We start from the raw sequence: 24,735 nt of genomic DNA on the forward strand, positions 1-24,735 counted from the left end.
CTATGGATTTCAAAAGGATAACGGGTATATAGCGTAGAGAAAGTGTGCTGTGGTACAGGACACTTTCTCTAACGTTTTTATCTCCTTTATTAAAGGGGATAATCAAAGGCGAATAAACAGAATATGGCGATTATCTTAGGTATCGACCCGGGTTCCCGCGTTACTGGCTATGGTGTGATCCGTCAGCAGGGGCGTCACTTGAGCTACCTTGGCAGCGGTTGTATCCGAACAAAAGTTGATGATCTGCCTAGCCGGTTACAGCGTATTTATGCGGGTATCCTTGAAATTATTACGCAATTTCAACCCGATGCTTTTGCCATCGAGCAGGTCTTTATGGCAAAAAACGCCGATTCAGCGCTGAAATTAGGGCAAGCACGGGGAGTGGCTATTCTTGCCGCCGTTAATCAATCTATACCGGTTTTTGAATATGCTGCGCGGCAGGTGAAACAAACGGTTGTCGGAACCGGGGCGGCTGAAAAAAGTCAGGTTCAGCACATGGTGCGCTCGGTGCTGAAATTGTCTGCTAACCCGCAATCCGATGCGGCAGATGCATTGGCGATTGCGATAACCCATTGTCACTTTAATCAGAATCTTTTGCGGGTTGGTGATCCCAGATTAATCTTGGCGCGTGGACGTTTAAGATAATGGCTGGATATGCATCCAGCTTTTTTTATGTTATAACCATAAGTAGAACAATCAGTTTTATTTTTTAGGGGGTAAACGAGTGATAGGGCGTCTCAGAGGAATTGTGCTGGAAAAACAACCACCCTTGGTTTTACTGGAAACGAATGGCGTTGGTTATGAAGTCCATATGCCAATGACCTGTTTTTATGAATTGCCTGATGCCGGACAGGAAGCTGTTCTGTTTACTCACTTTATTGTGCGTGAAGATGCGCAATTACTTTATGGTTTTAATGATAAGCAGGAGCGGGCGCTATTCCGTGAATTAATTAAAGTGAATGGCGTAGGGCCTAAATTGGCGTTGGCTATTCTTTCAGGCATGTCTGCGCAGCAATTTGTTTCTGCTATTGAACAAGAAGCGATCGCTTCTCTGGTTAAACTGCCGGGTGTAGGTAAGAAAACCGCTGAACGGTTGGTGGTTGAAATGAAAGATCGCTTTAAAGGGCTTAATGGCGATCTCTTCAATCAGAGCAGTGATATTAATTTGCCGGCAACGGCCAAACAGACAACTTCTGACGCTGATAGCGAAGCAGAAGCCGCTGCGGCATTAGTCTCTCTGGGTTACAAGCCGCAAGAGGCTAGCCGCATGATAAGTAAAATCGCTAAACCGGGTGCTGATTGTGAAACACTTATCCGCGAAGCACTTCGCGCTGTTCTCTAAGTTACAGGGGTAAGCCATGATTGAAGCTGACCGTCTGGTTTCTGCGGAAGTTTTGCAAGACGATGAAGTGATTGACCGCGCAATCAGACCTAAATTGTTGTCTGAATATGTTGGGCAACCGCAAGTCTGTGAGCAGATGGAGATTTTTATTCAGGCTGCCAGACAGCGTGGTGATGCCCTTGATCACCTGCTGATTTTTGGCCCGCCGGGATTGGGGAAAACAACGCTGGCGAATATTGTTGCCAATGAGATGGGCGTTAATCTTCGCACAACTTCTGGCCCGGTGTTGGAAAAGGCGGGTGATTTGGCGGCAATGCTGACCAATCTTGAACCGCACGATGTGTTGTTTATCGATGAAATTCACCGCTTATCGCCGGTAGTGGAAGAAATTCTCTATCCAGCAATGGAAGATTACCAACTGGATATTATGATTGGCGAGGGGCCGGCAGCCCGTTCGATTAAAATTGATTTGCCGCCTTTTACCCTGATTGGGGCTACCACTCGCGCAGGCTCTTTGACTTCTCCACTGCGTGATCGGTTCGGTATCGTGCAGCGTCTTGAGTTTTATAATGTGGACGATTTGCAAAGTATCGTTTCTCGCAGTGCTCGTTTTATGGGGGTAGCGATCACTGACGATGGCGCTCGGCAGGTTGCCATGCGTTCTCGTGGAACGCCGCGGATTACAAACCGTTTACTGCGCCGGGTACGTGATTTTGCTCAAGTAAAAGGGAATGGTGCGATTGATGGCAATATTGCTACTAGAGCGCTGGATATGTTGAGCGTGGATGCTGCCGGTTTTGATTATCTGGATCGTAAATTACTGATTGCCATCATTGATAAATTTATGGGCGGGCCGGTTGGGGTAGATAACCTTGCCGCTGCTATTAGTGAAGAGCGGGAAACGATTGAGGATGTGCTGGAACCCTTTTTGATCCAGCAAGGTTTTATTCAACGTACTTCCCGTGGACGAATTGCCACCGAACATGCTTATCGCCATTTTGGTATGGTCAGAGATCAGGAATGATTTGTTTAATGACCTGAAAAATCGGGATGGGTACTCCTGCGAGGGAAGCCTATCCCGTTTTCCTGATAACTGGGTTATATCCGTTATCTTTCAAGTTGCTTTTTTGTTGGCTGCGCTCGTTCACCCCGGTCATATAGTTATCTATGCTCCCGGGGATTCGCTCCCTTGACGTCGCGATGCATCTTGAAATCCATAGGGTCTATACCCACTCAGTGGATCAATTTTTTGCTTTACTGATCAGGCTGATAATAAACATCACCGCAGCACATAGCACGACAGAGGGTCCTGCTGGTGTGTCGTAAATGGCGGAGAAAGCTAATCCACCAGTGACGGCAAGTATACCAACCACAATAGCAATACCGGCCATTTGCTCCGGTGTGCGGGCAAAACGGCGAGCAGTGGCGGCCGGGATAATGAGCAGGGAGGTGATAATCAGTGCGCCGACAAACTTCATTGCCAAGCCGATTGTCAATGCTGTTACCAGCATTAACAGCACTCTTAACCGCTGTATTTTAATTCCATCCACAAAAGCCATTTCTTGACTGACGGTGATAGAGAGCAGGGCGTTCCATTGCCAGAACAGCAGCGTGGTGACAATGATGACACCGATGGCAATTAACCAAATATCTTCATAGGTGACTGATAACAAATCACCAAACAGATAAGCCATCAAATCAACTCGCACATTAGACATTAAACTGACAACCACCAGCCCTAATGATAATGCGCTGTGAGCCATAATCCCCAACAAAGTATCGATTGCCAATTGAGGACGTTTCTCCAACCAAACCAAAATAATTGCCAGTATCAACGTGACGGCGATAATTGTGTAAAAAGGGCTAATATTTAGCAATAATCCGAAAGCAACGCCCAGCAATGAAGCATGAGCCAGAGTATCGCCAAAATAGGACATTCTGCGCCAGACAACAAATGAACCTAATGGCCCGGCAGCAATAGCCAATAATACGCCGGCCAACCAACCGGGGAATAATAATTCGATCATGAGTGGCATTCCCTGTTATTTTCCAAGATAATTTTCCCTTTCAGATCATGATGGTGATTGTGTTGATGGTGATCGTGTTGATGGCGATATATTGCCAATTGCTCAGCACCGTGATGACCAAACATAGCGATAAATTCAGGGTGAGTTGAAACAACTTCAGGTGTGCCGGAACAGCAAATATGTTGATTAAGGCATAAAACTTCGTCTGTTTTCGCCATGACCAGATGCAAATCATGGGAAACCATCAGTACAGCGCAATGCAATTCGGTCCTGATTTGATTAATTAAATCATAAAGTGCTAATTGACCATTAACATCGACCCCTTGTGTTGGTTCATCAAGGACGAGTAATTGAGGTTGATTTAATAGTGCTCTGGCTAATAAAACCCGTTGGCTTTCCCCGCCGGATAATTTTTGCATGGGCTGTTGCAATAGATGAGCAGCATTTACCCGTTCAAGTGCCGGCAATATATCGCCAGATTTTACACCGGGTTTTAGCATCATGAAGCGTTTAACTGTCAATGGCAGGGTGGGATCAAGATGCAATTTCTGTGGAACATAGCCGATTTTCAACCCATCGGTATGTTCAATAGTGCCGGATGATGGCTCAATGAGCCCTAAAACAACGCGGACTAAAGTTGATTTACCGGCACCATTAGGACCTAGCAAAGTCAGAATATTCCCTCGTTGCAAATGAAGAGAGATATTGTTTAATACCCGACGATCGCCGAAATTAACAGCAACATTTTTTAAAGTGATGAGTGTCGACATGTTAAATATATCTTGCGTGAACATTGAGATGTTATAATATAACAATTCTGGTTTCTGTCCACGAGATATTTACATTATGTTACACAAATCATATAAACTAGCGCACAAGTTTCTCTGCAAGACCGCGATTACTGCTGTTTTCATGTCAGGAACGATACAATCGGTTAATGCTGATGTTGTGACATCAATCCGTCCGTTGGGTTTTATTGCTGCGGCAATAACTGAGGGTGTAACTGATACGCAGATACTGTTACCTGATGGGGCATCACCGCATGATTATGCGTTGAAACCGTCTGATCTTAGGAAAGTTAACCAGGCGGATTTAGTTGTGTGGGTTGGACCTGAGATGGAAATCTTTTTGTCTAAACCGTTAGCCAAAGTTCCACAAAATAAACAGTTAGCTTTAGCACAATTGCCAACGATAAGGCCATTATTGTTGAAAAATGATAAAGATTTACCCGAACCGGATCAGCATAAACATGAAGATGGTCATGAACATCATTCTCATGGTGAATATAATATGCACATCTGGTTATCACCAGAAATCGCAAAACAGGTTGCACAGGGGATTTATGATCAATTAAAAGCGCGTTATCCGCAGAAAAAAGCAGCGCTGGACGTAAACCTACGTAAATTCAATGCTCAGCTTGCGCAAACTGACAAAAATATTGCTAATATTCTTAAGCCGGTGCGTGGTAAGGGGTATTTTGTTTTTCACGATGCTTATGGCTATTTCGAACAGCATTATGGCTTGACGCCATTAGGACATTTTACGATTAATCCTGAAATACAACCTGGCGCACAAAAATTACATCATATACGAACACAATTGGTTGAGCAGAGAGCAACTTGCATTTTTGCTGAGCCACAATTCAGGCCGACCGTTATTAATGCTGTGGCGAAGGATACGGGAGTGCGTATGGGCACTTTAGATCCGTTAGGAGGCCGCATCGTATTGGATAAGGACAGCTATATGAAATTTATAACTCAGTTGTCGGAACAGTACGCGGGTTGCCTGAATTAAAGCAATAAGGAATTCAATGAGTGCAACAGATAGTTAAAACTATCGTTCTGGTGTATAAGGAGTTACCGCGACCGCATAAAATTATGTTGGGTTCGCTGACTGTAGCAACATTGGTTGTCACTATGTGGCAACCTATTGCTTATCATCATGAACAAGAAGAAACAACAGTCGGCAGTATCGCCATCAATCTTCCCGTAGATAGTGATGAGATTATTGCAGATAGCAGTGAACAGCTACCGGACGAGGGTATTCCTGATGAAGAGACGAACTCAGAGGTCACGGCTCAAACTCCGCATGAATATATTGTCTCCGACGGTGACACCCTCAGTAATATTCTGACCCAATTTGGTATCGACTCTTCTGATGTAGCGTTACTGGCGAGTCAGCATAAAGCGTTACGGGGATTGAACATTGGTCAGCCATTGTCATGGACAGTCAATGAAGCGGGTGACTTGCAAACGCTGACTTGGGGTGTTTCCCGCCGTGAAATGCGCATTTATACCCGTGAAGGCGATCTGTTTAAAGAAACAAAAGAGTTTCAAAAAGGGGAGTGGAAAAACAGCGTCGTCGTTGGCGTTGTTGATAATAACTTTACCAGCAGTGCTTTAAATGCTGGCTTGACCAGCAGTGAAGCACGTGAAGTCACCAAGGCACTGCAATGGCAAATTGATTTGCGTAAATTACATGAAGGTGATCGTTTCTCTGTATTGCTGTCCCGTGAAATGTTGGATGGTCACAGTGAACAGAGCCAATTACTTGGTGTTCGCCTAAATAGTGGTGGTAAAGATTATTATGCTATCCGGGCGGAAGATGGGCGTTTTTATGATCGTCAAGGTTCCGGTCTGGAGCGCGGATTTTTGCGTTTTCCAACCACCAAGCAATTTCGGGTATCTTCCCAATTTAATCCTCGGCGTGTGAATCCAGTCACCGGTCGGGTTGCGCCACACAAAGGGGTGGATTTTGCTATGCCGGTGGGAACGCCTGTTTTGGCGGTGGGTGACGGTGAGGTGATTGTCTCCAAATATAACGGAGCAGCAGGTAACTTTATTGCCATTCGTCATGGTCGCCAATATACCACGCGTTATATGCACTTGAGAAAGCTGTTGGTGAAATCAGGGCAGAAGGTAAAACGGGGTGATCGTATCGCGTTGTCCGGTAGCACTGGTCGTTCTACCGGCCCACATTTGCATTATGAATTCTGGATCAATCAGCAGGTGGTAAACCCATTAACGGCGAAATTGCCGCGTTCTGGCGGTTTGAGTGGTAAAGAACGCACAGAATTCCTGACAATGGTAAAAGAGGTAACGCCCCAGCTTCTGTTAGATTGAGTTTAATTGTTCATTAGTAACAGACTTTAAAGCGGATGATTGTTATCATCCGCTGTCGTTTTGTATTGCAGAACAAGATATGTTGACATCTGTTGATATAGATCCCTGTATTAAAATGGCAAATTATCGTTTTGTTTTAAAGAGTTATCTCATGCATAAAGAAACAGATACAGACAATAAAGCTGGTTATGTGCCGACATTTCATAAATCTTACCTACATCCTCGTTATTGGGGATTATGGCTGGGCATTGGTGTGTTGGCCGGGCTGGCTTACCTGCCGGTTAAAGTGCGTGATCCTCTGCTGGCTAAAATAGGCTGGTTGGCGGGTAAGTTAGCGAAAGGGGCACGTCGTAGAGCAAGAATAAATCTGTGTTACTGTATGCCGGAACTGACGGAGCAACAGCGTGAAGCATTGATTGATGAGATGTTTTCTACCGCACCTCAACCTTTTGTTATGTTGGCTGAACTGTGTTTACGTGGTACAAAATCAACGTTAAGCCGGACGCAGTGGCATGGGGAAGAGATTATTCTTCAACTGAAAGCGCAGGGGAAAAACGTTATTTTCATGGTGCCTCATGGTTGGGCTGTGGATATTCCAGCGATATTACTGTCTGTGGGTGGACAGAAAATATCAGCCATGTTCCATCACCAGAAAAACCCGGTTGCAGATTATCTGTGGAATAAAGTTCGCCATCATTTTGGTGGCCGTTTACATTCTCGTGATGCGGGAATTAAACCGTTTGTTGCTACTGTTCGCCAGGGTTTCTGGGGATATTATCTACCTGATCAAGATCATGGTGAGGAGCACAGTGAATTTGTTGATTTTTTCGCAACTTATAAAGCGACATTGCCGGCAATTGGGCGATTGATGAAGGTTTGTCGTGCCGCTATTGTGCCGTTGTTTCCGGTTTATAATTACCGTACTCATCAGCTTGATATTTATATTCGTCCACCAATGGATGATATTGATGGCAAAGATGACGCTTTTATTGCTCGCCGAATGAATGAAGAGTTGGAGCAATTGGTGCGACCGAACCCTGAACAATATACCTGGATACTTAAATTACTTAAGACTCGGAAAGCGGGTGATATTGGGCCCTATGGGAGAGAAGATCTGTGATTTTAGCCACAAAGATGTAAAGTCATTATCACGGCTTGAAAGTTTGTATTGTCCCCCTAACTATTGGATATGGCATTCAATAGTTATACCCGTCATCTTTCAGGTTGCCTCTTTGTTGGCTGCACCCACCCCGGTCACATAATTATCTATGTTCCCGGGGATTTTCTCCCTTGCCGTCGCGATCCATCTTGAAATCTATAGGGCATAGGGGGTATTTTGACGAGGCATTTTATACTTGTACTTAAAATATCAGGATAGCATTTATGCCGCTATGGTTTGTTTTATTGTCTCTAACAAACCTCCGGTTCCACAACATGAGTCATTATAATTCGGATTATGTTTTCTGTTAGTCACTCTATCGTGAGGACATCCACCATTACATAAGTGAAACCATTTGCATTGATGCATTTTTTCGTATGATTCCATTTCCTCTTTAAGATGATTCTTATTTGTGCTTGATTTAGCTAATAAATGCCCAAGATCATTATCGATAATCGAACCATAATTGTTGCCCTCGGCACCAACATATTTGTCACATGCTGATACTGTGCCATTAGGTTCCAAAGTGATAATTTCCTGAGAGCAATTACCTGCCCAATAACAATCTGATATTTTCTTTTGAGATGATTTAATACTGTCAATAAATCCATGAAACAGACGAATATTGATTTTATCTTGATAACCATTCCACCAAACACGGAAAACCTTGGAAAGGAAATTAATATAATTATGGTAGGTTATATAACTTCCTCCAGGATCGTCACCAGGTTGACAACGGTTATTTGGAACAATATTCAAAAATTCAATATCCGTTAAACCAATTTCGTAAAAATAAGAGAGCATTTTTTCTATATTTGATTCGTAAACATCTCTATCGACAACAACAAGAGCACCATAAGGTATACCATAAATCCTTAGTTTTTTCATACCTGCGGCAACTTTATGAGATGTTGGTCTGCCTCTATAATCTAATCTCCTACTATCGTGTATTTCTGGAATACCATCAACACTTATACCTACCCCCATCCCGATCCCTTTAAGGAATACCAGCCAATCTTCGGGAATATTGACCGCATTGGTTTGTACTGAATTGGTGATAACTTGATCTGGCTTTTTAAATTGCTCTTGCAACCAGATAAGTTTTTTAAAATAATTAACACTCAATAGAGTCACTTCACCTCCATGCCAGACAAATTCAAATCGCTTTATATTGGGTATAGATAGGAAACGGTGAATAGAGCGCATTAAATTGAAGAATGTTAACGTATTTCCTTTTCCTTCTGCCCAGGAATGGCAATAAGTACACCTTAAATTGCAAAGCCTGGTAGCTTTAACAACAACGACTAACTTATTGGCATTAATAATTTCAGGGCTAAGGTGTATACCTATTTCCTCATTATATAAAGCCAATTCATCATCATCTAATATCTTTTCAGCCGGGATTTCGCCGATAATTCTGCAAGCCAACTGCCTGTAATTAATCTTAGGCGATTTCTTGAGAATCGATGATTCATCTGAATCTAAATGTTTTATTGGGATTATTGTGTCCATAATGAACTCCTTTATTATGTTATTTATACCCGTCATTTTTCAAGTTGCCTCTTTGCTGGCTGCACTCATTCACCCCAGTCACATAGTTATCTATGCTCCCGGGGATTCGCTCCCTTGCCGTCACGATACATCTTGAAATCCATAGGGTATATGCTCAAGCAAGCAAATGGCCATCCTTCATGGTTAATGTTCTGTGAGAAAATGCAGCCGCTTCAATGGAATGGGTTACCATAACAATCGTCGTGCCATTTTCGTTGAGAGCTTTAAGTGAAGATAAAATATTCTGACCATTTACGCTATCTAGATTCCCCGTTGGCTCGTCAGCCAATAAAATAGTAGGATTTGATATCATTGCTCTGGCAATAGCGACACGTTGTTGTTGTCCGCCAGATAATTGTACCGGTTTATGATTTTCCCGATTTTCTAATCCAAAATGACTTATTGCATCAAATACTTTATTTTTTCTCTGTTTTTTGGAAAAACCTCTATATTTCAATGGTAGTTCTATATTTTCAAATACAGTTAGATTGGGTAATAAATTGAATGATTGAAAAATATAACCAATAAATTCTCGTCTGAATGATATTTTTTCAGAATATTTCATTGCTAAAATATTGCTATTATTCAGTGTGAATTGACCGCTATCAATCGTTTCAAACATGCCAATAACGTTGAGTAATGTTGATTTCCCTGATCCAGATGCGCCCATTATGGAGATAAATTCACCTTTATCTATATTGAGATTTATTTCATTCAAAACATTTGTTTGAATAAATTTCGTTTTATATGATTTACAGACATTCATCATACTAATCATTTTATTCAATCCTTACGGTATCATTATTAACCAATCTGTTTTTACCAAAGCTTACTAACGTTTGTCCTTCAGTAACACCATTTTTAATCTCAATATTGGAACCATTATTCTGCCCGATAGACACTTGAATACGTTGAGCAATTTTCTTATCTGGATAGTAAACAAATACATAGCTTTTATTATCAATGGAAAAGATCATTGATGAAGGTACGGAGAATATTTTTCGATCTTCATTAAGTTTAATAATGACATCAACGGATTGCCCCCGTTTGAAGTTAATGGCTTTCTTATCTTCCAATTCAAATCTAACTTTGAATGTTCCATTATTGACTTCAGATGAAATTAACTTCACAAGTAAAGGGATTTTTCCATTGTTATAGATTAAGCTGGCAGATGAATGGTAGGCTATTTTATTTAAATAATATTCGTTAATCTCTGATTCAAAATAGAAGCTGGATAAGTCATCCACAATAGCAATTTGATCGCCAGGCTTTAATCGCTGACCTAAAATTAAATCTAATGAACTGATATTACCGGCTATAGGTGATTTTATTGAAAGTTGTTCAAAACCATTTTCAATAATTTCGGAAAGTTTTCGCTGTTTTTCGACAAATTCGTCTATTTCTTTTAATTGCTTTGCTATATCTCGATCTTTATCATTTTTCAATTTTTTGTAAAATAAATAAACATTGTGCCAGTAATCTCTTTTAATCTTTAAATCAGACAAAGTTTCTTTAGAAACATAATTTTTGTGTACAAGATCATGATATCGTCTTAACTTGTCTGCTACCTTTTTCAACTCTTTATCGGCTTCTAAGAATCTGTTATTGATATCCCTGTAATCAGATTGCAAATTTATTCTGATATTGATCAAATTATTCAATTTGTCTGTAACATCCGCTAACATTGCGGAATTACTCAATGTGAAATTAAAATTAGATAATTTAACGATTTCTTCACTCTTCAAAACATCTTGTGATGGTTTTTTCATTATATCAGTAACAATACCGCCAATTTCTGTTGAAATAGACACGCTTTTATTAGGAATAACAACCGCTCTTGTTTTCAGAATATCGCTATCTACTTTGCTACTGACATGAAATTGAGTCACTTCATTTTCATTGACGACAGCTTCTTTGGCTGAAGTGACGTAATAGATAATAAAGGCGATAAATGAAATAAAAGCAATAAAGAAAATGAGAATTAATAATTTCTCCTTATTATGCATGCTTTTTTTTCTAATTTCTATATCCATGATTAATCTCACAAAAATTTAGTAGCAGAGAGTTTTCTATAATTCACCAAATAGGTAGTGATCATGATAATAACGGTGAATATCATTGTGGCAGATAGCGCGAAAGCACTGTATACAAAAGAGTCAGTGTAAATTACGCCATATTCATCGAGTAGATAAACTAAAATTGTTCTTCCCAATAGATATGCTACGAAAATTGATGCGATAATAGGGATAACGCTTTTCGATAAAAAGTGGGTAAGGTTTGTATAAATGGAGCCGCCAATAGACTCCATTATACTTAATTCTTTTTTCATAGAGTTAAAGTCAGTCATACTGGTAGTAAAACAGGCAATGATTAATAATAGGATGGAAAATATAGCGACAGCCGATGATAATTTTATTACTTTTAAATAGTTATCATAATAAGCATCAAATAAATCACTGGTTAAATCAATGTCATTTTTATCAAAACCCTGTTCTGATAATTTTTTGAGTGTCGGAGTAAGGTGACTAATATCATTTAGATTCAGCGAAGCATATTTGCTGTGATCTTTTTTTATGAAAACAATGATGGGTCGAAAAGGTTCATCTACCGCGCCTAAATTAAAATCATCTATAATCTGAATAAATCTAATTTGGATCTTTTTGTCCTCCATTATGTACCAATAGTAATTATTAAAAATATCATCGTATTGAGTGATGCCATTCTGTTTTAAAAATTCTTTTGTAACTAATGCATTGACTATATTCTCATTATCACTTTGATATACTCGATTATTTCCGCCGGCTAAGATTTTCATTTTCCATACATGAGTAAAATTCTCGTCCGCAGTAATAACATTAGACGAAATATAGTTATTCTTGTTTTGTTGGCCGGAATAGTAAACAGTGATATTTTCCCTTGACATGTCAAATGGTCGCCAGTTACTTAGGGTTATGTTTGATGTATTGTATTGGCTGATAAGATTATAGCTTAATTCATTAATCGCTAATTTTTTGCTATTATCGTTATTAATTGCTACCGATATTGTCTTGGTATTATCATACGGCGTGTATAAATCAACAAGGTGAATATATTGATTTGCTAGTCCAGTGACTAAATAAATAGATACCCCAGAAACAAGTAATTGAATAGCTAACGATGATTTTCTAAACCAAGAGGCAAGTGTTGATTCATATCTCATATCCATTTTTCTGTTTCTTTGATAAATATAGAAACGTAATGAGAATGAAAAATGTATTGATGAAATAAGCATAAAAGTGATAAAAATAGAGAATATCCCCAGATATATTAAACTCTTTATTTCTAATAGGGAAAATATATTCTTGATATAATGTGATGTACTGAATGTTGTGATAATAAGTAGTAAGAAAATAAAGGTGGAGAATGTCATTCTGATCAGCATGGAAGGTAATGAATCTTTGATAATATTGAAAGTTGAAGCACCTAATGCTTTCTTTAACTGATAGATATCCCTTTTTTCTGCTGAATCCGCAGAGGTTAAATTATAGTAGTTGGTGAGCGCTGAAAATAAGATAAACGCGAATGCAATATATGAGCTATAGATTATCTCCTTTGATAAACCAGTAGATATTTCATCAGGTAATCCATCTTGATAATGCATATCTTTTAATTTTTTTAGTGATAGATGAATAAATTCGCTGGCAGTAAATGGCGCACCTGGAAGATTGGGCGCTTTGGTTTCAATAATATGATTGAGTAGTGTATTGAGGTTAGACATTGACTTTTCATTAGCAAATCTTATGAAAATATAAGCCTGGGTATCATACCAATTGAATAGTTCTTTATTGTAATCTTTAATCAGCGTTGGTTTAAATGCAATAATAGCTTGAATATTAAGGCTGGAATCGCGACGTCTTTCTAAAATATCTTTGATGATATAGGTTTCATTGTTTAAAACGAGAGATTTCCCTTTGGGATTTGCTAAGCCGAGATAGTGGTTATTGAACTCTTCTGTGATATAAATCTCATTTGCGCCCAGAGAGGTATCCACTTTCTTAAAGGGAGATAGGATATTCAAGAATTCATCATTTACCGCAAACACAGGGACTTTAGTGATCTTCTTTCCCTTTAATTCAATCGTAGTGTTAAGTTTAAAAAAGTAGTTTACGTGGCTTATTCTCTCATCTTTTCTCAGTTCGTCTGTGAGTGGCAAGGGTGATTTTGCTGATCTGACTTTTTCTCCGTTAGGTAAATTAAAGGTCGTTTCTACCCGGTAAAAACTGCTATTGTTTCCATAATCGTTATCGACCTGCGTATCTGAATAGAAGGTGGTGGAAAGTAAATAAATGGCTAATATCGCTATTGACACTGAGAGTATCGATACTGAGATATTGAAACGCTTCATGGATTTTGAGATGTTAATAGCGTTCATTTGTGGCTACCATTCCTTACTGTATATACCCGTTATCTTTCAAGTTGCTTCTTTGTTGGCTGCACTCGCTCACCCCGGTCACATAGTTACCTATGCTCCCGGGAATTCACTCCCTTGCCGTCGCGATGCATCTTGACATCCATAGGGTATAGGAAAAATTTTAATATAAATGCTAATGTACCGTGGTGTGGATGAGACGGCTATCCTTGCTTTTGAGTCTTCCACACAACTACATGAAGATCCAACTAAAGTGTTTTTTTGTCAATATGCGTTTTTTCTCATCTTTTTACACTTTTGAGTTACTGAAATCCATTATATTTATATGTAGAGATGAAAAAATTTAATCTAATGAGTATATTATCTCTTTTAGAAAAAGACAAAATTTCCTTCGTAGGTGAAAACATTTATCTATATTGTTCAAATTATTATATTCACATAATGAAATTATTTAGGGTAATCCCAAAAAATTCATAGGATTACCCTATGGTCAAGGTTCAAAAAATTTTTAATTGAACGGATGCAGTATTTATCCTAATAGGCATTTTTTGCAGGAAAATAAAATAACCTGATAGGGTAGGGTTAAATCTCTTGGAAGCTCTTTGACCAGTTCCAGGCGGTAATCTCAGGGATCTTTGGTTTACTGTTTAATTCTTCCAGTGCTTTTTCAGTAATTGAGAGTTCGGTCTCTTTGAATGATGCAGCAAGGGAATTCAATGCTTCTTGAGTTTTATAGGTTGAGGTATTATGCATGATAATCTCCACTTTATTTTTAGATGGTTAATGAATTAATCCGCTATTTCCTTCTAATAGAGATATTATTAGGAAATATTGTATTTCCATATGGAAGGTGCTGATATCAGTATTTAATTTATAGTGCTATTTTAAATGATTGTCAATATCCTTTGTTGTTTTTTATGACATTATTTGGCAGATGTAAGTCCTAAATTTTGGCATATCGGACAGCTATAACGTTAATAAAATAGAATTTTTTGGCAATGAGAATTTATCTAATTTATTCTTATTGCTATGTTTAAGATAAATGTTTTTAACCTAGACTTAACATTGCTTGTATTTTTATAATATCTGATTGAAATATTTCCATAATAGAATATTAGAGAAGATTAAAATTACTCTTTTTAGGTAAAGGATTTATACCCTATGGATTTCAAATAAAAGTGCGCCAGTTTTCTGGTTCTAACCTACTTGTCGAAAACTTGGCGCTAAATGTCATAAAGTTTTATTCCACTTCAAGAATACGGCAGGTATTAGTACTGCCAATTGTTCCCATCTGATCACCCTGAGTAACCAGCACCAGGTCACCGGAAATTAGATAACCTTTATCACGCAGACGATTAACCGCTTCATTAGCTGCGGTGATGCCGTCAGTATGGCTGCTGCAATAAACCGGTGTCACGCCACGATAAAGTGCCGTTTGGTTTAAGGTTTTCTCATGACGGGACATCGAGAATATCGGGAGACCAGAACTGATGCGAGACATGATACGAGTGGTCCGGCCTGATTCAGTCATGGCAATAATGGCTTTAACCCCATTTAAGTGGTTTGCCGCGTACATGGTAGACATCGCAATGGCTTCTTCAATACTGTCGAAAGTGGTGTCTAGCCGATGTTTGGATACGTTAAGGCCGGGCATTTTTTCTGCTCCCAGACAAACTCGCGCCATTGCGGCAACGGTTTCGGCCGGGTATTGGCCTGCTGCGGTTTCAGCGGAGAGCATCACCGCATCAGTGCCGTCAAGAACGGCGTTTGCCACATCCATCACTTCTGCGCGGGTAGGCATCGGATTGGTGATCATGGATTCCATCATCTGGGTGGCAGTAATCACGACACGATTTAGCTGGCGTGCTCGGCGAATCAACTTCTTCTGAACACCAACTAACTCTGGATCGCCGATTTCTACGCCAAGGTCACCACGAGCAACCATGACCACATCAGAAGCCAGAATGATTTCATCAATGGTTTTATCACTGCTAACCGCTTCTGCGCGTTCAACTTTTGCCACGATTTGCGTTTCACAACCCGCGTCTCGCGCCAGGCGACGAGCATAATTGAGATCTTCACCGGTGCGGGGGAAAGAGACAGCGAGGTAATCAACGCCGATTCTGGCCGCAGTAATAATGTCTTCTTTATCTTTTTCGGTCAGCGCTTCAGCGGACAAACCACCACCCAGTTTGTTGATGCCTTTATTGTTAGATAGCGGGCCACCTACAGTGACTTCCGTGAAGACTTTCATGCTTTGAACTGTTAATACTTTCAGTTGAACACGGCCATCATCCAGCAACAAAATATTACCCGGTACAACATCTGCGGGTAATCCTTTGTAATCGATACCGACTTTCTCCTTATCGCCTTCGCCTTTACCAAGATTGGCATCAAGCAGAAATTTATCTCCGACATTCAGGAAAATCTTGCCCTCTTTAAACGTTGATACGCGAATTTTAGGTCCTTGAAGATCGCCAAGAATAGCGACATGGCATCCCAGGCGGGCGGCGATCTCGCGGACTTTGTTGGCTCGCTGGAGATGATCTTCGGCGGTACCGTGGGAAAAGTTAAGGCGGACTACGTTTGCACCCGCAGCAATAATCTTTTCAAGATTATTATCGCGATCAGTAGCCGGACCAAGTGTAGTAACAATCTTAGTTCTTCTGAGCCGTCTGGACATATTTTACTCCGTTGACCTGTGAGTATTGGTATTTGTGATATAAAAATAATCAATAATCTATTAATTATCCTATAAAACGAGTAAAAAAACCTCTTTGGCAATCCAACTATCAAGGCTGTTTACAGATTACTTTTGTGGTTTACCTTCGTGGCAAGGCCGCAAGCGACTATCGTGGTTTTTTGTGACTCGTATCAACACATCCTGATATGACCGTTGCCGCATTTCTATCCTATCACGATTTGTTCCCGGTTTATCGATAATCTAATAGTCTTGGAAGTTCTGGCAATGAAAAGTGGTCGTGATTAGTGGAATCTGGCAATCAGAATCTCCGGTATTACCTGAAATTGTATGGTTGTGTGATCCTATTGGATGGTCATATTATTTTTGTCCGGTACGGCTTTATTCATCAGGCCATCCTGATAATATAATTAAATGCCACATTTCTCGGGCGTGTTTCATTATCACCATTCATCCCAATAGATTTATTTTCCCCTAAGCCGCCGCGTTCGTTTGGACCTCCAGTCATACTGCCACGCATGGGGTCCGTATATTCAAGAGTGGCTCTATCGCTGTTAGTGGTATAAATACTATGATTATGTCTTCTGAACGCATCATATTGAAAACTTAATATATGACGTCCGTTGTCAACACCACGTCCATTATCCCAACCACGAATAAATTCACCACGTAAATCGGGTAATACTCCGTTAGGATAAGCCTGCGTTAATTTCGGATATTTTGTTTTATCAAAGGGAGCGCCATTACATTGCGCCCATCCTTCTGGTGGCGTGGTAGTCGGCCAGGGAAGTGGTACCCCTACCGGGATCAATTTTTCGAATAAGCTGAGATTTCTCACAAAAGCATCTTTATCAGGAATGTCGGCACCGTTTTGGTTTTTTGCTAGCCGGTTATTAGCGTTATCGTTTACATCAGAAACAAACTTCTGCGTTGCTGCAAGGGTATTACTGTTGCCTGTTTTATCTGTGAGTTGAATAACGCCTTGTTGTATTAGTGAGGCACTTGGCACTGTTGTTGTAATTTTTTGTTCTAACGCGCTATTTAATTGGGCAATCAGTTTAGCGATATCGCCATCATCCAGAATATCGTTGCCAGATTGGGTTGCGATAAAATTAGCGATGACAGAGGATATGGTTGATGACTGACGTAATACTTTGTTTAGCACATGAATAGTGATATCGCTTGGGGGGAACCCAGTTTTCAAACTTCGGCTTTCTTCATAGGCTTCTTGACTGACTATATTAGCATTATTACCAATAGAAAAAGCTTTAAAATCATTCTTGAGATTCATATATTTTCCTCAGATATAAATAATGTGCTTTTATAAACAACATACTGAATTATTAAAAAATTAATTTTAAGTAATATATGTCAATAATATTTTAGCTCGGAAAAAGCATAATAAAGTATTCTTATAACTTAGAGGGGTAATAGTTTTTGTATAATGGGTGGAAATAAGAAATGTGAAACTGTTGATCGGGTAAATATCTAAAAAATTTATATTCAATATTTGAAAGTTATTTTTATCTTCCTGCTTTCTATTTCTTTCGGTAAATTTTTTATAATAATACCCTATGTTTTAATTTTAAACGGTCATTATTTTATTGAGTTAACTGAATAATATAGGATTTTCTTGACATAATTATGTAATTTCTCTCTTATTAGCTAGTGCAGATTATTTACCGATGTTCAGTGAGTTATAAACGATCGCTGACTACGCAATGGTTGCGAGTCAGCCTAATAATGAGAGGGCTATTTTCAGGTCGGGGGAAAGTCAATTTTATCAAAGCGTGAATTTCGTAGCGCTTCTTTGACTCTTTTCAAGTTATCTCTGAATTTTGAACCACGGCGCAGGGTAAAACCAGTAGCTAAAACATCAATAACAGTTAATTGAGCGATTCTTGAGACCATTGGCATATAAATATCTGTATCTTCCGGGACGTCCAGAAGAATGGCGAGCGTTGCTTCGTGGGCGAGGGGAGAATCTTGGGAGGTAATTGCGATAACTATCGCATCATTTTCTCGCGCAAGTTGTGCTGCTTCGACCAGGCTTTTAGTCCTGCCGGTATGGGAGATGAGTACGACGACATCACCTTCGGCACTGTTAATACAGCTCATTCGTTGCATCACAATGTCATCAAAATAGATAACGGGGATGTTGAACCGGAAAAATTTATTCATTGCGTCATGGGCGACGGCAGCAGAGGCCCCCAAGCCAAAAAATGAGATTTTCCGGGCTTGAGTCAGTAAATCAACAGCTCGGTTAATGGCGGTAATATCCAAATTGTTTTTGACGGTATCCAGAGTTGCCATTACCGATTCAAATATCTTATTGGTGTAGGCACTAACTGTATCGCTCTCTTCAACATTGCGATTTACATAAGGTGTGCCATTGGCAAGACTTTGGGCTAGATGGAGTTTGAAATCGGGAAAACCTTTAGTATCCAGACGGCGGCAAAAACGGTTAACCGTGGGTTCACTGACTTCCGCCATTTTTGCCAGTGTGGCGATACTGGCATGAATCGCAGTTTGCGGTGAAGCCAGGATTGTCTGTGCCACTTTTTTTTCTGACTTACTCAAAAATTCGATACTGTTTTGGACCCGTTCCAGTGTATTCATAAAACGCAGTTACCTGTGGTTTTGACGATTTCATTCAGAGAAGAAATCTATATAAATTTTTATGAAAATATACTATTAGCAAATTGAAGCTGGCAGTAGGAAGTCACAATAATTTAATGTTTTTCATAAAAGTATGACAAGTGTCTAACTTCCATATTGGTAATTATCTTTCATAAACGTTGTAAAGTTACATAAAGTTATCACATTTTTATCATGGATAAAACATATTGTTAACATAAAGTGATGGTTATTCATTATCGCTGTTTACGCGCCATGGCCAAAAGAGTACATTATTGGTTAATGCTGTAACAAAATTACAATATCCCGCAACGAGGAGAGACATATGGCGGTTACTTCTACAGCTCAGGCTTGTGATTTAGTCATTTTTGGCGCTAAAGGGGATTTGGCACGCCGGAAATTATTGCCTTCCCTTTATCAGCTTGAGAAAGCGGGTTATATTCACCCAGAAACCCGGATTATCGGTGTTGGCCGGGCTGATTGGGATAAAACGGCTTATACCAAGGTTGTTGAAGAAGCTTTAAATACATTCTTGCCAGAAAAATTAGATTCAGAATTATGGAAGACATTGCGTGAGCGTTTGGCATTCTGCAATCTGGATGTTAATCAAAAGGAAGACTTTGCCAAATTGAAGGCAGTTCTTAAGCAGGAGAATCGGCCTGCAATCCATTATTTTGCGATGCCACCCAGTACTTTTGGTTCGGTTTGTCACGGGTTGGGCCTTGCAGGGCTAAATAAAGAGCCAAATCGAGTTGTGATGGAAAAGCCTTTAGGGACCGATCTTGAATCATCCAAAGCTATTAATGATGAAGTGGCAAAATATTTCAATGAGCGTCAGGTTTATCGTATCGATCATTATCTGGGTAAAGAAACCGTATTGAATCTGTTGGCGCTGCGGTTTGCCAATTCCCTGTTTGTGAATAATTGGGATAACCGGACAATTGATCATGTACAAATTACGGTAGCTGAAGAAGTCGGTATTGAAGGCCGTTGGGGTTATTTTGACCAAGCCGGGCAGATGCGCGATATGATCCAGAATCACCTGTTGCAAATATTGACCATGATTGCTATGTCTCCTCCGGCGGATTTGACGACAGACCGTATCCGCGATGAAAAAGTAAAAGTATTGCGTTCTCTGCGCCGTATTGATCACACGAATGTGCGAGAGAAGACGGTACGAGGTCAATACACTGCTGGTTTTGTTCAGGGGCATAAGGTACCGGGGTATCTGGAAGAAGAGGGGGCGAACCAGTCCAGCCGGACGGAAACTTTTGTCTCTATCCGTGTCGATATTGATGATTGGCGTTGGGCCGGGGTTCCTTTCTATCTGAGAACCGGTAAACGTCTGCCAACGAAATGTTCTGAGGTGGTGGTTTATTTCAAAAAGCCCGCGCTGAATTTGTTCTCTGAATCTTATCAACAACTACCGCAGAACAAGCTGACGATTCGTTTGCAGCCGGATGAAGGTATTGATATTGAAGTGCTGAATAAAGCTCCGGGGCTGGAACACAAGCATCGCCTGCAAACCACTAAGCTGGATCTGAGTTTCTCTGAAACGTTTAACCATATTCCGTTGGCGGATGCCTATGAGAGGTTACTGCTAGAGGCTATGCGGGGTATTCAGGCGCTATTCGTTCGTCGTGATGAAGTGGAAGAAGCGTGGAAATGGGTTGATTCTATTATGAATGCATGGGCGGCGGATAATGATGCGCCTAAGCCTTATCAGTCGGGAACGTGGGGGCCGGTTGCTTCTGTTGCCATGATCACCCGCGATGGTCGTTCATGGAATGAATTTGAATAATTGACAAACCTTTCTGTTGAGGCTCAAGCCGCGCTGTAAGCGGCTGGGTTGTTATCAACAAGGTATCAGCTTATACCCATTATCTTTCAAGTTGCCTCTTTGTTGGCTGCACTCGCTCACCCCGGTCACATAGTTTGCTATGCTCCCGGGGATTCACTCCCTTGCCGTCGCGACGCATCTTGAAATCCATAGGGTATATTGTTGGTATCAATTCTGTTTTTTTATTCAATGTTGTCTATCAGATAAAAAAATAAATGAGATTGATTGATTGCTTTATATTATCTTATATGGTAGAAGTACTAGGAAAATTAACACTATTTATGAGGATTCTTAGTATATCGCGCGGAATATCGGTGCGATGAAGGAATGAGATATCATGAACAGCGCCAAAAGCGTCAAGTTTCAAAGTTCCACTCACATGCTTTTCCTTTCTGCCATTTTATCCAGTGAGCATTATTGGTGCGGTGCATTATAGCGTCTGACTCCTGTTAACCGGTTTTCAACCGGTATTTCTGTTTCGTCAAAAACGTCAGGTTATTATTTCTCATCTTATATATGGGTGGGTTTAGATCATTTATAGCTTGCGTCTTGACGTGCGTATTTGCGTGGTCAGGAGAAAGAAAATGATTTATTGGTTATTCCTTGTAATGGCAATTATTACCGAAGTTATCGGTACCTTATCGATGAAACATGCCAGCGTTTCCGGCGGTGTAGTTGGCATGGCCGTGATGTACATCATGATCGCCACATCCTATATCTTGTTGGCAATGGCGGTGAAAAAAGTGGCACTGGGCGTTGCGTATGCTTTGTGGGAAGGGGTTGGCATTCTATTTATTACTGTTTTTAGTGTCATGTGGTTTGATGAATCATTGTCATTGATGAAAGTAGGTGGTTTGGCTCTGCTGATAACAGGAATTATGTTGATTAAATCCGGCACTAGAAAAGCCGCAGTTAAAAAATCGGCAGAGGTAGTGAAACAGATGGCAAATAAGGCTGTCAGTGTCGCAATAATCAAAAACAGTAAAATAAAGGAGGCTTAACATGTTGCAACAATTTGAATGGTGGCATGCGGCGTTCTTATTCCTTGCTGTCACGTTGGATATTTTAGCGAATATTTTACTGAAACTTTCTGATGGTTTTAGACGTCCTTGGATGGGGATTCTCTCGCTTATTGCTGTCCTTGGGGCGTTCAGTGCGCTTGCTCAGGCAGTGAAGGGAATTGAGTTGTCCATTGCTTATGCCTTATGGGGCGCTTTCGGTATTATCGCGACGGTTGCTGCTGGCTGGATTATGTTTAATCAGCGTTTGAATTATAAAGGTTGGGGTGGAATTGCCTTGTTGCTGTTGGGCATGGTGATAATCAAGATGGCTTAAGCCATCTTAATTTTTAAAATCAGGATAAAGACACATTATTAGCGTTCAGGTTTTTAAGTAACGAATTTTATTGTTTATTTCTTATATTATCTGCTGGCATGCAACTAGCAACTATTTTGCATAATAACCAGCAGATATGAATATACCCGTTATCTTTCAAGTTGCCTCTTTGTTGGCTGCACTCACTCACCCCGGTCACATAGTTATCTATGCTCCCGGGGATTCGCTCCCTTGCCGTCGCGATCCATCTTGAAATCCATAGGGTATATAAATGACTTTTAGCAGGTAAAACAGACGTCTGGTTTATGACCATCTTTCACTCGACAACCAGGACACCAAGACTGAACAATATAGCGGCCATCACCCATATCCCTCATACCAAAGTCTTCATAGCGATAAAAAACATGTTGACCCATTGCGGCGGAACAACATGAGCAACTTTTATAGATCTTGCCTTCTACTTCCGCAACAACGGAATCATGAAGGGAATCATGACAACCTGAACAAACATCCATAGTATGCTCCATACCAAGTGATATACCCGTCATCTTTCAAGTTGCTTCTTTGTTGGCTGCATTCACTCACCCCGGTCACATAGTTTGCTATGCTCCCGGGGATTCGCTCCTTTGCCGCCGCGATGCATCTTGAAATCCATAGGGTATAAAAGTTATTGAAGATTAGGCCATGTTTATATTCACTAAACAGTGGCAGACACTGATGTGCTTATTAGAAAGTATGGACGACGTATAAGTATAATTCAACATTGAAAAGGTAAATAAATAGAAAGTCAATTTGGTGAGTTAACTCTGTTAGATGAAATTAACGCTATTTGTGATAAGCAATATTGGAAACTATTTTATTTACATTGATCATCAAAGTATTATCAGCGGATAAAACATAACATATATTTCTAAAATAAATTATTAAGGGCCATTGCTGAAATAGAGTAGGTATTTTGGCCCGTAAGATGGGTTTACAATAAGTTTATGTACAGGTTTTAAAGTTCTCAAAAAATTATGGAGAATGGATTTAAAAATTGTCTATGCCAGAACAATTTTTTATCTATTTCACTTAACTCAGCTTCTTCACAGATATTATTCCAATTATCTTGGATTATTAATATTTGTCCATTAAAGATTTCTTTTGCTTTTTTCTCTGAAATATTAAAGTTATGTGCAGTTTCCAAACAAGTTTGTAATTGGCTTAGATTTTTATTTCCGACTATTAACATTGCTTGAGATGCTTCATTGCCTGATCTACCTTGAGGGCATATATCATAAGCCGGAGTTAAACTTAAATTTTTTCCATCCCAAAATGCAGCATGATTTCGAGCGTGATCATCTGTATTACCGCACAGTATATTAAAAACTAATCGTGAAAATAATTCTTCTAATGTTTTCTGAGGATTAGTGAAACGATATCGTATAATCTCGGCAAATTTTTCATAACTAGCATATCTAGCCATCAAATGTTGGGACTAAACAACTTCTTTGTTATTAGAAATCATCGTATACCTCTCTCTTTTCTTCCTGAATACGCTGTGGTAATAAAACTAATTTATCTCTTGTTTGTTCTATACGTGCTGAGATAGGAAATTTATCACTGTCAAACAAGCTGATACCTACAAGGTTGGCCAGCTCAAATGCTAATCCTATGGAACAACCCATATCCCCGTTTTCAATTTTTTGTAGTGTGGTTCTGGATATACCAGCACGTTCTGCCAAATTCTTTTCTGACCAATGGCGTTGTTTTCTACCTAACTTGATTTGTTCTCCGAGTAACATAACTGCCTCTTGAGAGAATTTTGAATAGGCTCTATGTTTTAACATTCCCCCCTCCTGTTGACCATTATAGTGGTCATTGATGGCCTTAATGAACATTATAATGGTCATTTTCATGGTTTGTCAAAATGAGAATGTCAATATTAGATGAACATTATAATGGTTACCGATAGTTCAAGGCATAGGAGGAAGGTTAGAATTGTTGGGTTTATAATATTCCACTTGGATCAATGAATAATATAGTTTATGAAAATATCGATTAATGTTTTATTTTAACGTGTTATTGCAACTAAATTAACAGGGGAAATCATATCTTACTTATATTAATAACACCTATTGGGATATTCTGAATAACCTCCATATAATTAAAATATAAATGTAGGCGATAGAGAATATCCCAAAATTAATATTAAATACCTGCGATAACTTTTATTTCGACTTTATATTTGGGATTCATTAGTTTAGCTTCAACGGTGCAGCGTACTGGTGCGCTTCCTGCAATAACCCATGCATCCCAGGCGGCATTCATGCCAGTAAACTCTTTTCCATCAGCCAGGAAAAGAGTGGCGTCGATAATTTTGCTTTTATCAGAACCGAGACGCTGTAACATAATATCAATAGCGGCCAGTGTATTCGCTGTTTGCTCAGTAATATCACCATCCAGGTTTTCCGGTACGGCGGTGTAGTAAATGGTTTTATTGTAAACTACCGCTTCGGACCAGCGATCTTGAGGATCAATACGTTCAATTGTCATGGATATTCCTTCCTGTGAATGACTATCTGCCTGATTTTGGGTGGTGATCAGAACATACTATTGGCATAATCTCCATCC

Annotated in this window: 23 protein-coding genes; 9 read left to right on the forward strand and 14 right to left on the reverse strand. The window is 39.9% G+C overall.

Translation table 11 applies throughout. The features are described from left to right. The first annotated feature begins 123 nt into the window (after positions 1-123). The 3 genes from ruvC to ruvB all read left to right on the forward strand — a co-directional run bounded on the left by ruvC (position 124) and on the right by ruvB (position 2,366). On the forward strand, positions 124-645 hold the full coding sequence (ruvC, locus tag SLS51_RS07840) for a crossover junction endodeoxyribonuclease RuvC (protein WP_214088114.1): 522 nt from the start codon (positions 124-126) through the stop codon (positions 643-645). 79 nt (positions 646-724) lie between these two features. Continuing rightward, positions 725-1,342 (forward strand): Holliday junction branch migration protein RuvA, encoded by a 618-nt coding sequence (ruvA, locus tag SLS51_RS07845; protein ID WP_323837087.1) that lies wholly within the window; start codon positions 725-727, stop codon positions 1,340-1,342. A 16-nt stretch (positions 1,343-1,358) separates the two neighbouring features. Beyond that, positions 1,359-2,366, forward strand: coding sequence for a Holliday junction branch migration DNA helicase RuvB (gene ruvB, locus SLS51_RS07850; RefSeq protein WP_323837089.1), 1,008 nt, complete (start codon positions 1,359-1,361; stop codon positions 2,364-2,366). Between the two features lie 217 nt (positions 2,367-2,583). Here the strand turns inward: ruvB and znuB are convergent, their stop codons facing one another. Together znuB and znuC are read right to left on the reverse strand one after the other, a co-directional pair. Continuing rightward, complete coding sequence (znuB, locus tag SLS51_RS07855) at positions 2,584-3,369, reverse strand: zinc ABC transporter permease subunit ZnuB (RefSeq protein ID WP_323837091.1); 786 nt, start codon at positions 3,367-3,369, stop codon at positions 2,584-2,586. Then, on the reverse strand, positions 3,366-4,139 hold the full coding sequence (gene znuC / locus SLS51_RS07860; protein WP_323837093.1) for a zinc ABC transporter ATP-binding protein ZnuC: 774 nt from the start codon (positions 4,137-4,139) through the stop codon (positions 3,366-3,368). Before znuC ends, znuB begins: the two co-directional genes overlap by 4 nt. A gap of 76 nt (positions 4,140-4,215) precedes the next feature. Here znuC and znuA point away from each other — a divergent pair, with 76 nt between their 5' ends. The 3 genes from znuA (at position 4,216) to lpxM (ending at position 7,611) form a co-directional block, all read left to right on the forward strand. Beyond that, positions 4,216-5,163, forward strand: a complete 948-nt coding sequence (znuA, locus tag SLS51_RS07865; protein WP_323837095.1) for a zinc ABC transporter substrate-binding protein ZnuA — start codon at positions 4,216-4,218, stop codon at positions 5,161-5,163. A 20-nt stretch (positions 5,164-5,183) separates the two neighbouring features. After that, complete coding sequence (mepM, locus tag SLS51_RS07870; protein ID WP_323837097.1) at positions 5,184-6,491, forward strand: murein DD-endopeptidase MepM; 1,308 nt, start codon at positions 5,184-5,186, stop codon at positions 6,489-6,491. A gap of 151 nt (positions 6,492-6,642) precedes the next feature. Further along, complete coding sequence (gene lpxM, locus SLS51_RS07875; RefSeq protein WP_323837099.1) at positions 6,643-7,611, forward strand: lauroyl-Kdo(2)-lipid IV(A) myristoyltransferase; 969 nt, start codon at positions 6,643-6,645, stop codon at positions 7,609-7,611. Between the two features lie 261 nt (positions 7,612-7,872). Here lpxM and darE read toward each other — a convergent pair whose 3' ends face one another. The 8 genes from darE to SLS51_RS07915 all read right to left on the reverse strand — a co-directional run bounded on the left by darE (position 7,873) and on the right by SLS51_RS07915 (position 18,929). After that, positions 7,873-9,162: a darobactin maturation radical SAM/SPASM protein DarE gene (gene darE / locus SLS51_RS07880; protein WP_323837101.1), complete on the reverse strand. Its 1,290-nt coding sequence runs from the start codon at positions 9,160-9,162 to the stop codon at positions 7,873-7,875. 154 nt (positions 9,163-9,316) lie between these two features. After that, on the reverse strand, positions 9,317-9,979 hold the full coding sequence (locus tag SLS51_RS07885; protein WP_323837103.1) for an ATP-binding cassette domain-containing protein: 663 nt from the start codon (positions 9,977-9,979) through the stop codon (positions 9,317-9,319). A gap of 1 nt (position 9,980) precedes the next feature. Next, a complete protein-coding gene (darC, locus tag SLS51_RS07890; RefSeq protein WP_323837104.1) occupies positions 9,981-11,234 on the reverse strand; it encodes a darobactin export ABC transporter periplasmic adaptor subunit in 1,254 nt (417 codons plus the stop codon). Between the two features lie 8 nt (positions 11,235-11,242). After that, on the reverse strand, positions 11,243-13,612 hold the full coding sequence (darB, locus tag SLS51_RS07895; RefSeq protein WP_323837106.1) for a darobactin export ABC transporter permease subunit: 2,370 nt from the start codon (positions 13,610-13,612) through the stop codon (positions 11,243-11,245). Positions 13,613-14,191: 579 nt separating this feature from the next. Beyond that, on the reverse strand, positions 14,192-14,362 hold the full coding sequence (darA, locus tag SLS51_RS07900; protein ID WP_323837109.1) for a darobactin family peptide antibiotic: 171 nt from the start codon (positions 14,360-14,362) through the stop codon (positions 14,192-14,194). Between the two features lie 487 nt (positions 14,363-14,849). Next, positions 14,850-16,292: a pyruvate kinase gene (pyk, locus tag SLS51_RS07905; RefSeq protein WP_323837111.1), complete on the reverse strand. Its 1,443-nt coding sequence runs from the start codon at positions 16,290-16,292 to the stop codon at positions 14,850-14,852. A gap of 406 nt (positions 16,293-16,698) precedes the next feature. After that, positions 16,699-17,601 (reverse strand): phage tail protein, encoded by a 903-nt coding sequence (locus SLS51_RS07910; RefSeq protein WP_323837113.1) that lies wholly within the window; start codon positions 17,599-17,601, stop codon positions 16,699-16,701. 467 nt (positions 17,602-18,068) lie between these two features. After that, entirely contained in the window at positions 18,069-18,929 is an 861-nt protein-coding gene (locus tag SLS51_RS07915; RefSeq protein WP_323837116.1) for a MurR/RpiR family transcriptional regulator, read from the reverse strand. Between the two features lie 343 nt (positions 18,930-19,272). Here SLS51_RS07915 and zwf point away from each other — a divergent pair, with 343 nt between their 5' ends. The 3 genes from zwf to mdtI all read left to right on the forward strand — a co-directional run bounded on the left by zwf (position 19,273) and on the right by mdtI (position 22,122). Beyond that, a complete protein-coding gene (gene zwf, locus SLS51_RS07920; protein WP_323837118.1) occupies positions 19,273-20,748 on the forward strand; it encodes a glucose-6-phosphate dehydrogenase in 1,476 nt (491 codons plus the stop codon). 623 nt (positions 20,749-21,371) lie between these two features. Continuing rightward, entirely contained in the window at positions 21,372-21,788 is a 417-nt protein-coding gene (mdtJ, locus tag SLS51_RS07925; RefSeq protein WP_323837120.1) for a multidrug/spermidine efflux SMR transporter subunit MdtJ, read from the forward strand. A gap of 1 nt (position 21,789) precedes the next feature. After that, positions 21,790-22,122 carry a multidrug/spermidine efflux SMR transporter subunit MdtI gene (gene mdtI / locus SLS51_RS07930; RefSeq protein ID WP_323837122.1) on the forward strand — a complete coding sequence of 111 codons (333 nt, stop codon included), beginning with the start codon at positions 21,790-21,792 and terminating at the stop codon, positions 22,120-22,122. 278 nt (positions 22,123-22,400) lie between these two features. On the opposite strand, the gene SLS51_RS07935 is transcribed toward mdtI, so the two are convergent. From SLS51_RS07935 to SLS51_RS07950, 4 genes are all read right to left on the reverse strand, one after another. Further along, complete coding sequence (locus SLS51_RS07935; protein ID WP_323837125.1) at positions 22,401-22,670, reverse strand: hypothetical protein; 270 nt, start codon at positions 22,668-22,670, stop codon at positions 22,401-22,403. A gap of 458 nt (positions 22,671-23,128) precedes the next feature. Continuing rightward, positions 23,129-23,587 (reverse strand): HipA domain-containing protein, encoded by a 459-nt coding sequence (locus SLS51_RS07940; RefSeq protein WP_323837128.1) that lies wholly within the window; start codon positions 23,585-23,587, stop codon positions 23,129-23,131. A 31-nt stretch (positions 23,588-23,618) separates the two neighbouring features. Then, entirely contained in the window at positions 23,619-23,951 is a 333-nt protein-coding gene (locus tag SLS51_RS07945) for a helix-turn-helix transcriptional regulator (RefSeq protein WP_165578281.1), read from the reverse strand. 361 nt (positions 23,952-24,312) lie between these two features. After that, positions 24,313-24,657, reverse strand: a complete 345-nt coding sequence (locus tag SLS51_RS07950) for a RidA family protein (RefSeq protein ID WP_323837132.1) — start codon at positions 24,655-24,657, stop codon at positions 24,313-24,315. Between the last annotated feature and the right edge of the window lie 78 nt (positions 24,658-24,735).

This window comes from Photorhabdus africana (genome assembly GCF_035181445.1).
GTDB classification, from domain to species: Bacteria; Pseudomonadota; Gammaproteobacteria; order Enterobacterales; family Enterobacteriaceae; genus Photorhabdus; species Photorhabdus laumondii.

Excerpts from the sequence above, each read along its gene's own strand:
- ruvC (WP_214088114.1), top strand. The coding sequence starts at position 124 with ATGGCGATTATCTTAGGTATCGACCCGGGTTCCCGCGTTACTGGCTAT.
- ruvB (WP_323837089.1), top strand. The coding sequence starts at position 1,359 with ATGATTGAAGCTGACCGTCTGGTTTCTGCGGAAGTTTTGCAAGACGAT.
- znuB (WP_323837091.1), bottom strand. The coding sequence starts at position 3,369 with ATGATCGAATTATTATTCCCCGGTTGGTTGGCCGGCGTATTATTGGCT.
- znuC (WP_323837093.1), bottom strand. The coding sequence starts at position 4,139 with ATGTCGACACTCATCACTTTAAAAAATGTTGCTGTTAATTTCGGCGAT.
- znuA (WP_323837095.1), top strand. The coding sequence starts at position 4,216 with ATGTTACACAAATCATATAAACTAGCGCACAAGTTTCTCTGCAAGACC.
- lpxM (WP_323837099.1), top strand. The coding sequence starts at position 6,643 with ATGCATAAAGAAACAGATACAGACAATAAAGCTGGTTATGTGCCGACA.
- darE (WP_323837101.1), bottom strand. The coding sequence starts at position 9,162 with ATGGACACAATAATCCCAATAAAACATTTAGATTCAGATGAATCATCG.
- SLS51_RS07885 (WP_323837103.1), bottom strand. The coding sequence starts at position 9,979 with ATGATTAGTATGATGAATGTCTGTAAATCATATAAAACGAAATTTATT.
- darC (WP_323837104.1), bottom strand. The coding sequence starts at position 11,234 with ATGGATATAGAAATTAGAAAAAAAAGCATGCATAATAAGGAGAAATTA.
- darB (WP_323837106.1), bottom strand. The coding sequence starts at position 13,612 with ATGAACGCTATTAACATCTCAAAATCCATGAAGCGTTTCAATATCTCA.
- darA (WP_323837109.1), bottom strand. The coding sequence starts at position 14,362 with ATGCATAATACCTCAACCTATAAAACTCAAGAAGCATTGAATTCCCTT.
- pyk (WP_323837111.1), bottom strand. The coding sequence starts at position 16,292 with ATGTCCAGACGGCTCAGAAGAACTAAGATTGTTACTACACTTGGTCCG.
- SLS51_RS07910 (WP_323837113.1), bottom strand. The coding sequence starts at position 17,601 with ATGAATCTCAAGAATGATTTTAAAGCTTTTTCTATTGGTAATAATGCT.
- SLS51_RS07915 (WP_323837116.1), bottom strand. The coding sequence starts at position 18,929 with ATGAATACACTGGAACGGGTCCAAAACAGTATCGAATTTTTGAGTAAG.
- zwf (WP_323837118.1), top strand. The coding sequence starts at position 19,273 with ATGGCGGTTACTTCTACAGCTCAGGCTTGTGATTTAGTCATTTTTGGC.
- mdtJ (WP_323837120.1), top strand. The coding sequence starts at position 21,372 with ATGATTTATTGGTTATTCCTTGTAATGGCAATTATTACCGAAGTTATC.
- mdtI (WP_323837122.1), top strand. The coding sequence starts at position 21,790 with ATGTTGCAACAATTTGAATGGTGGCATGCGGCGTTCTTATTCCTTGCT.
- SLS51_RS07935 (WP_323837125.1), bottom strand. The coding sequence starts at position 22,670 with ATGACGGGTATATCACTTGGTATGGAGCATACTATGGATGTTTGTTCA.
- SLS51_RS07940 (WP_323837128.1), bottom strand. The coding sequence starts at position 23,587 with ATGGCTAGATATGCTAGTTATGAAAAATTTGCCGAGATTATACGATAT.
- SLS51_RS07945 (WP_165578281.1), bottom strand. The coding sequence starts at position 23,951 with ATGTTAAAACATAGAGCCTATTCAAAATTCTCTCAAGAGGCAGTTATG.
- SLS51_RS07950 (WP_323837132.1), bottom strand. The coding sequence starts at position 24,657 with ATGACAATTGAACGTATTGATCCTCAAGATCGCTGGTCCGAAGCGGTA.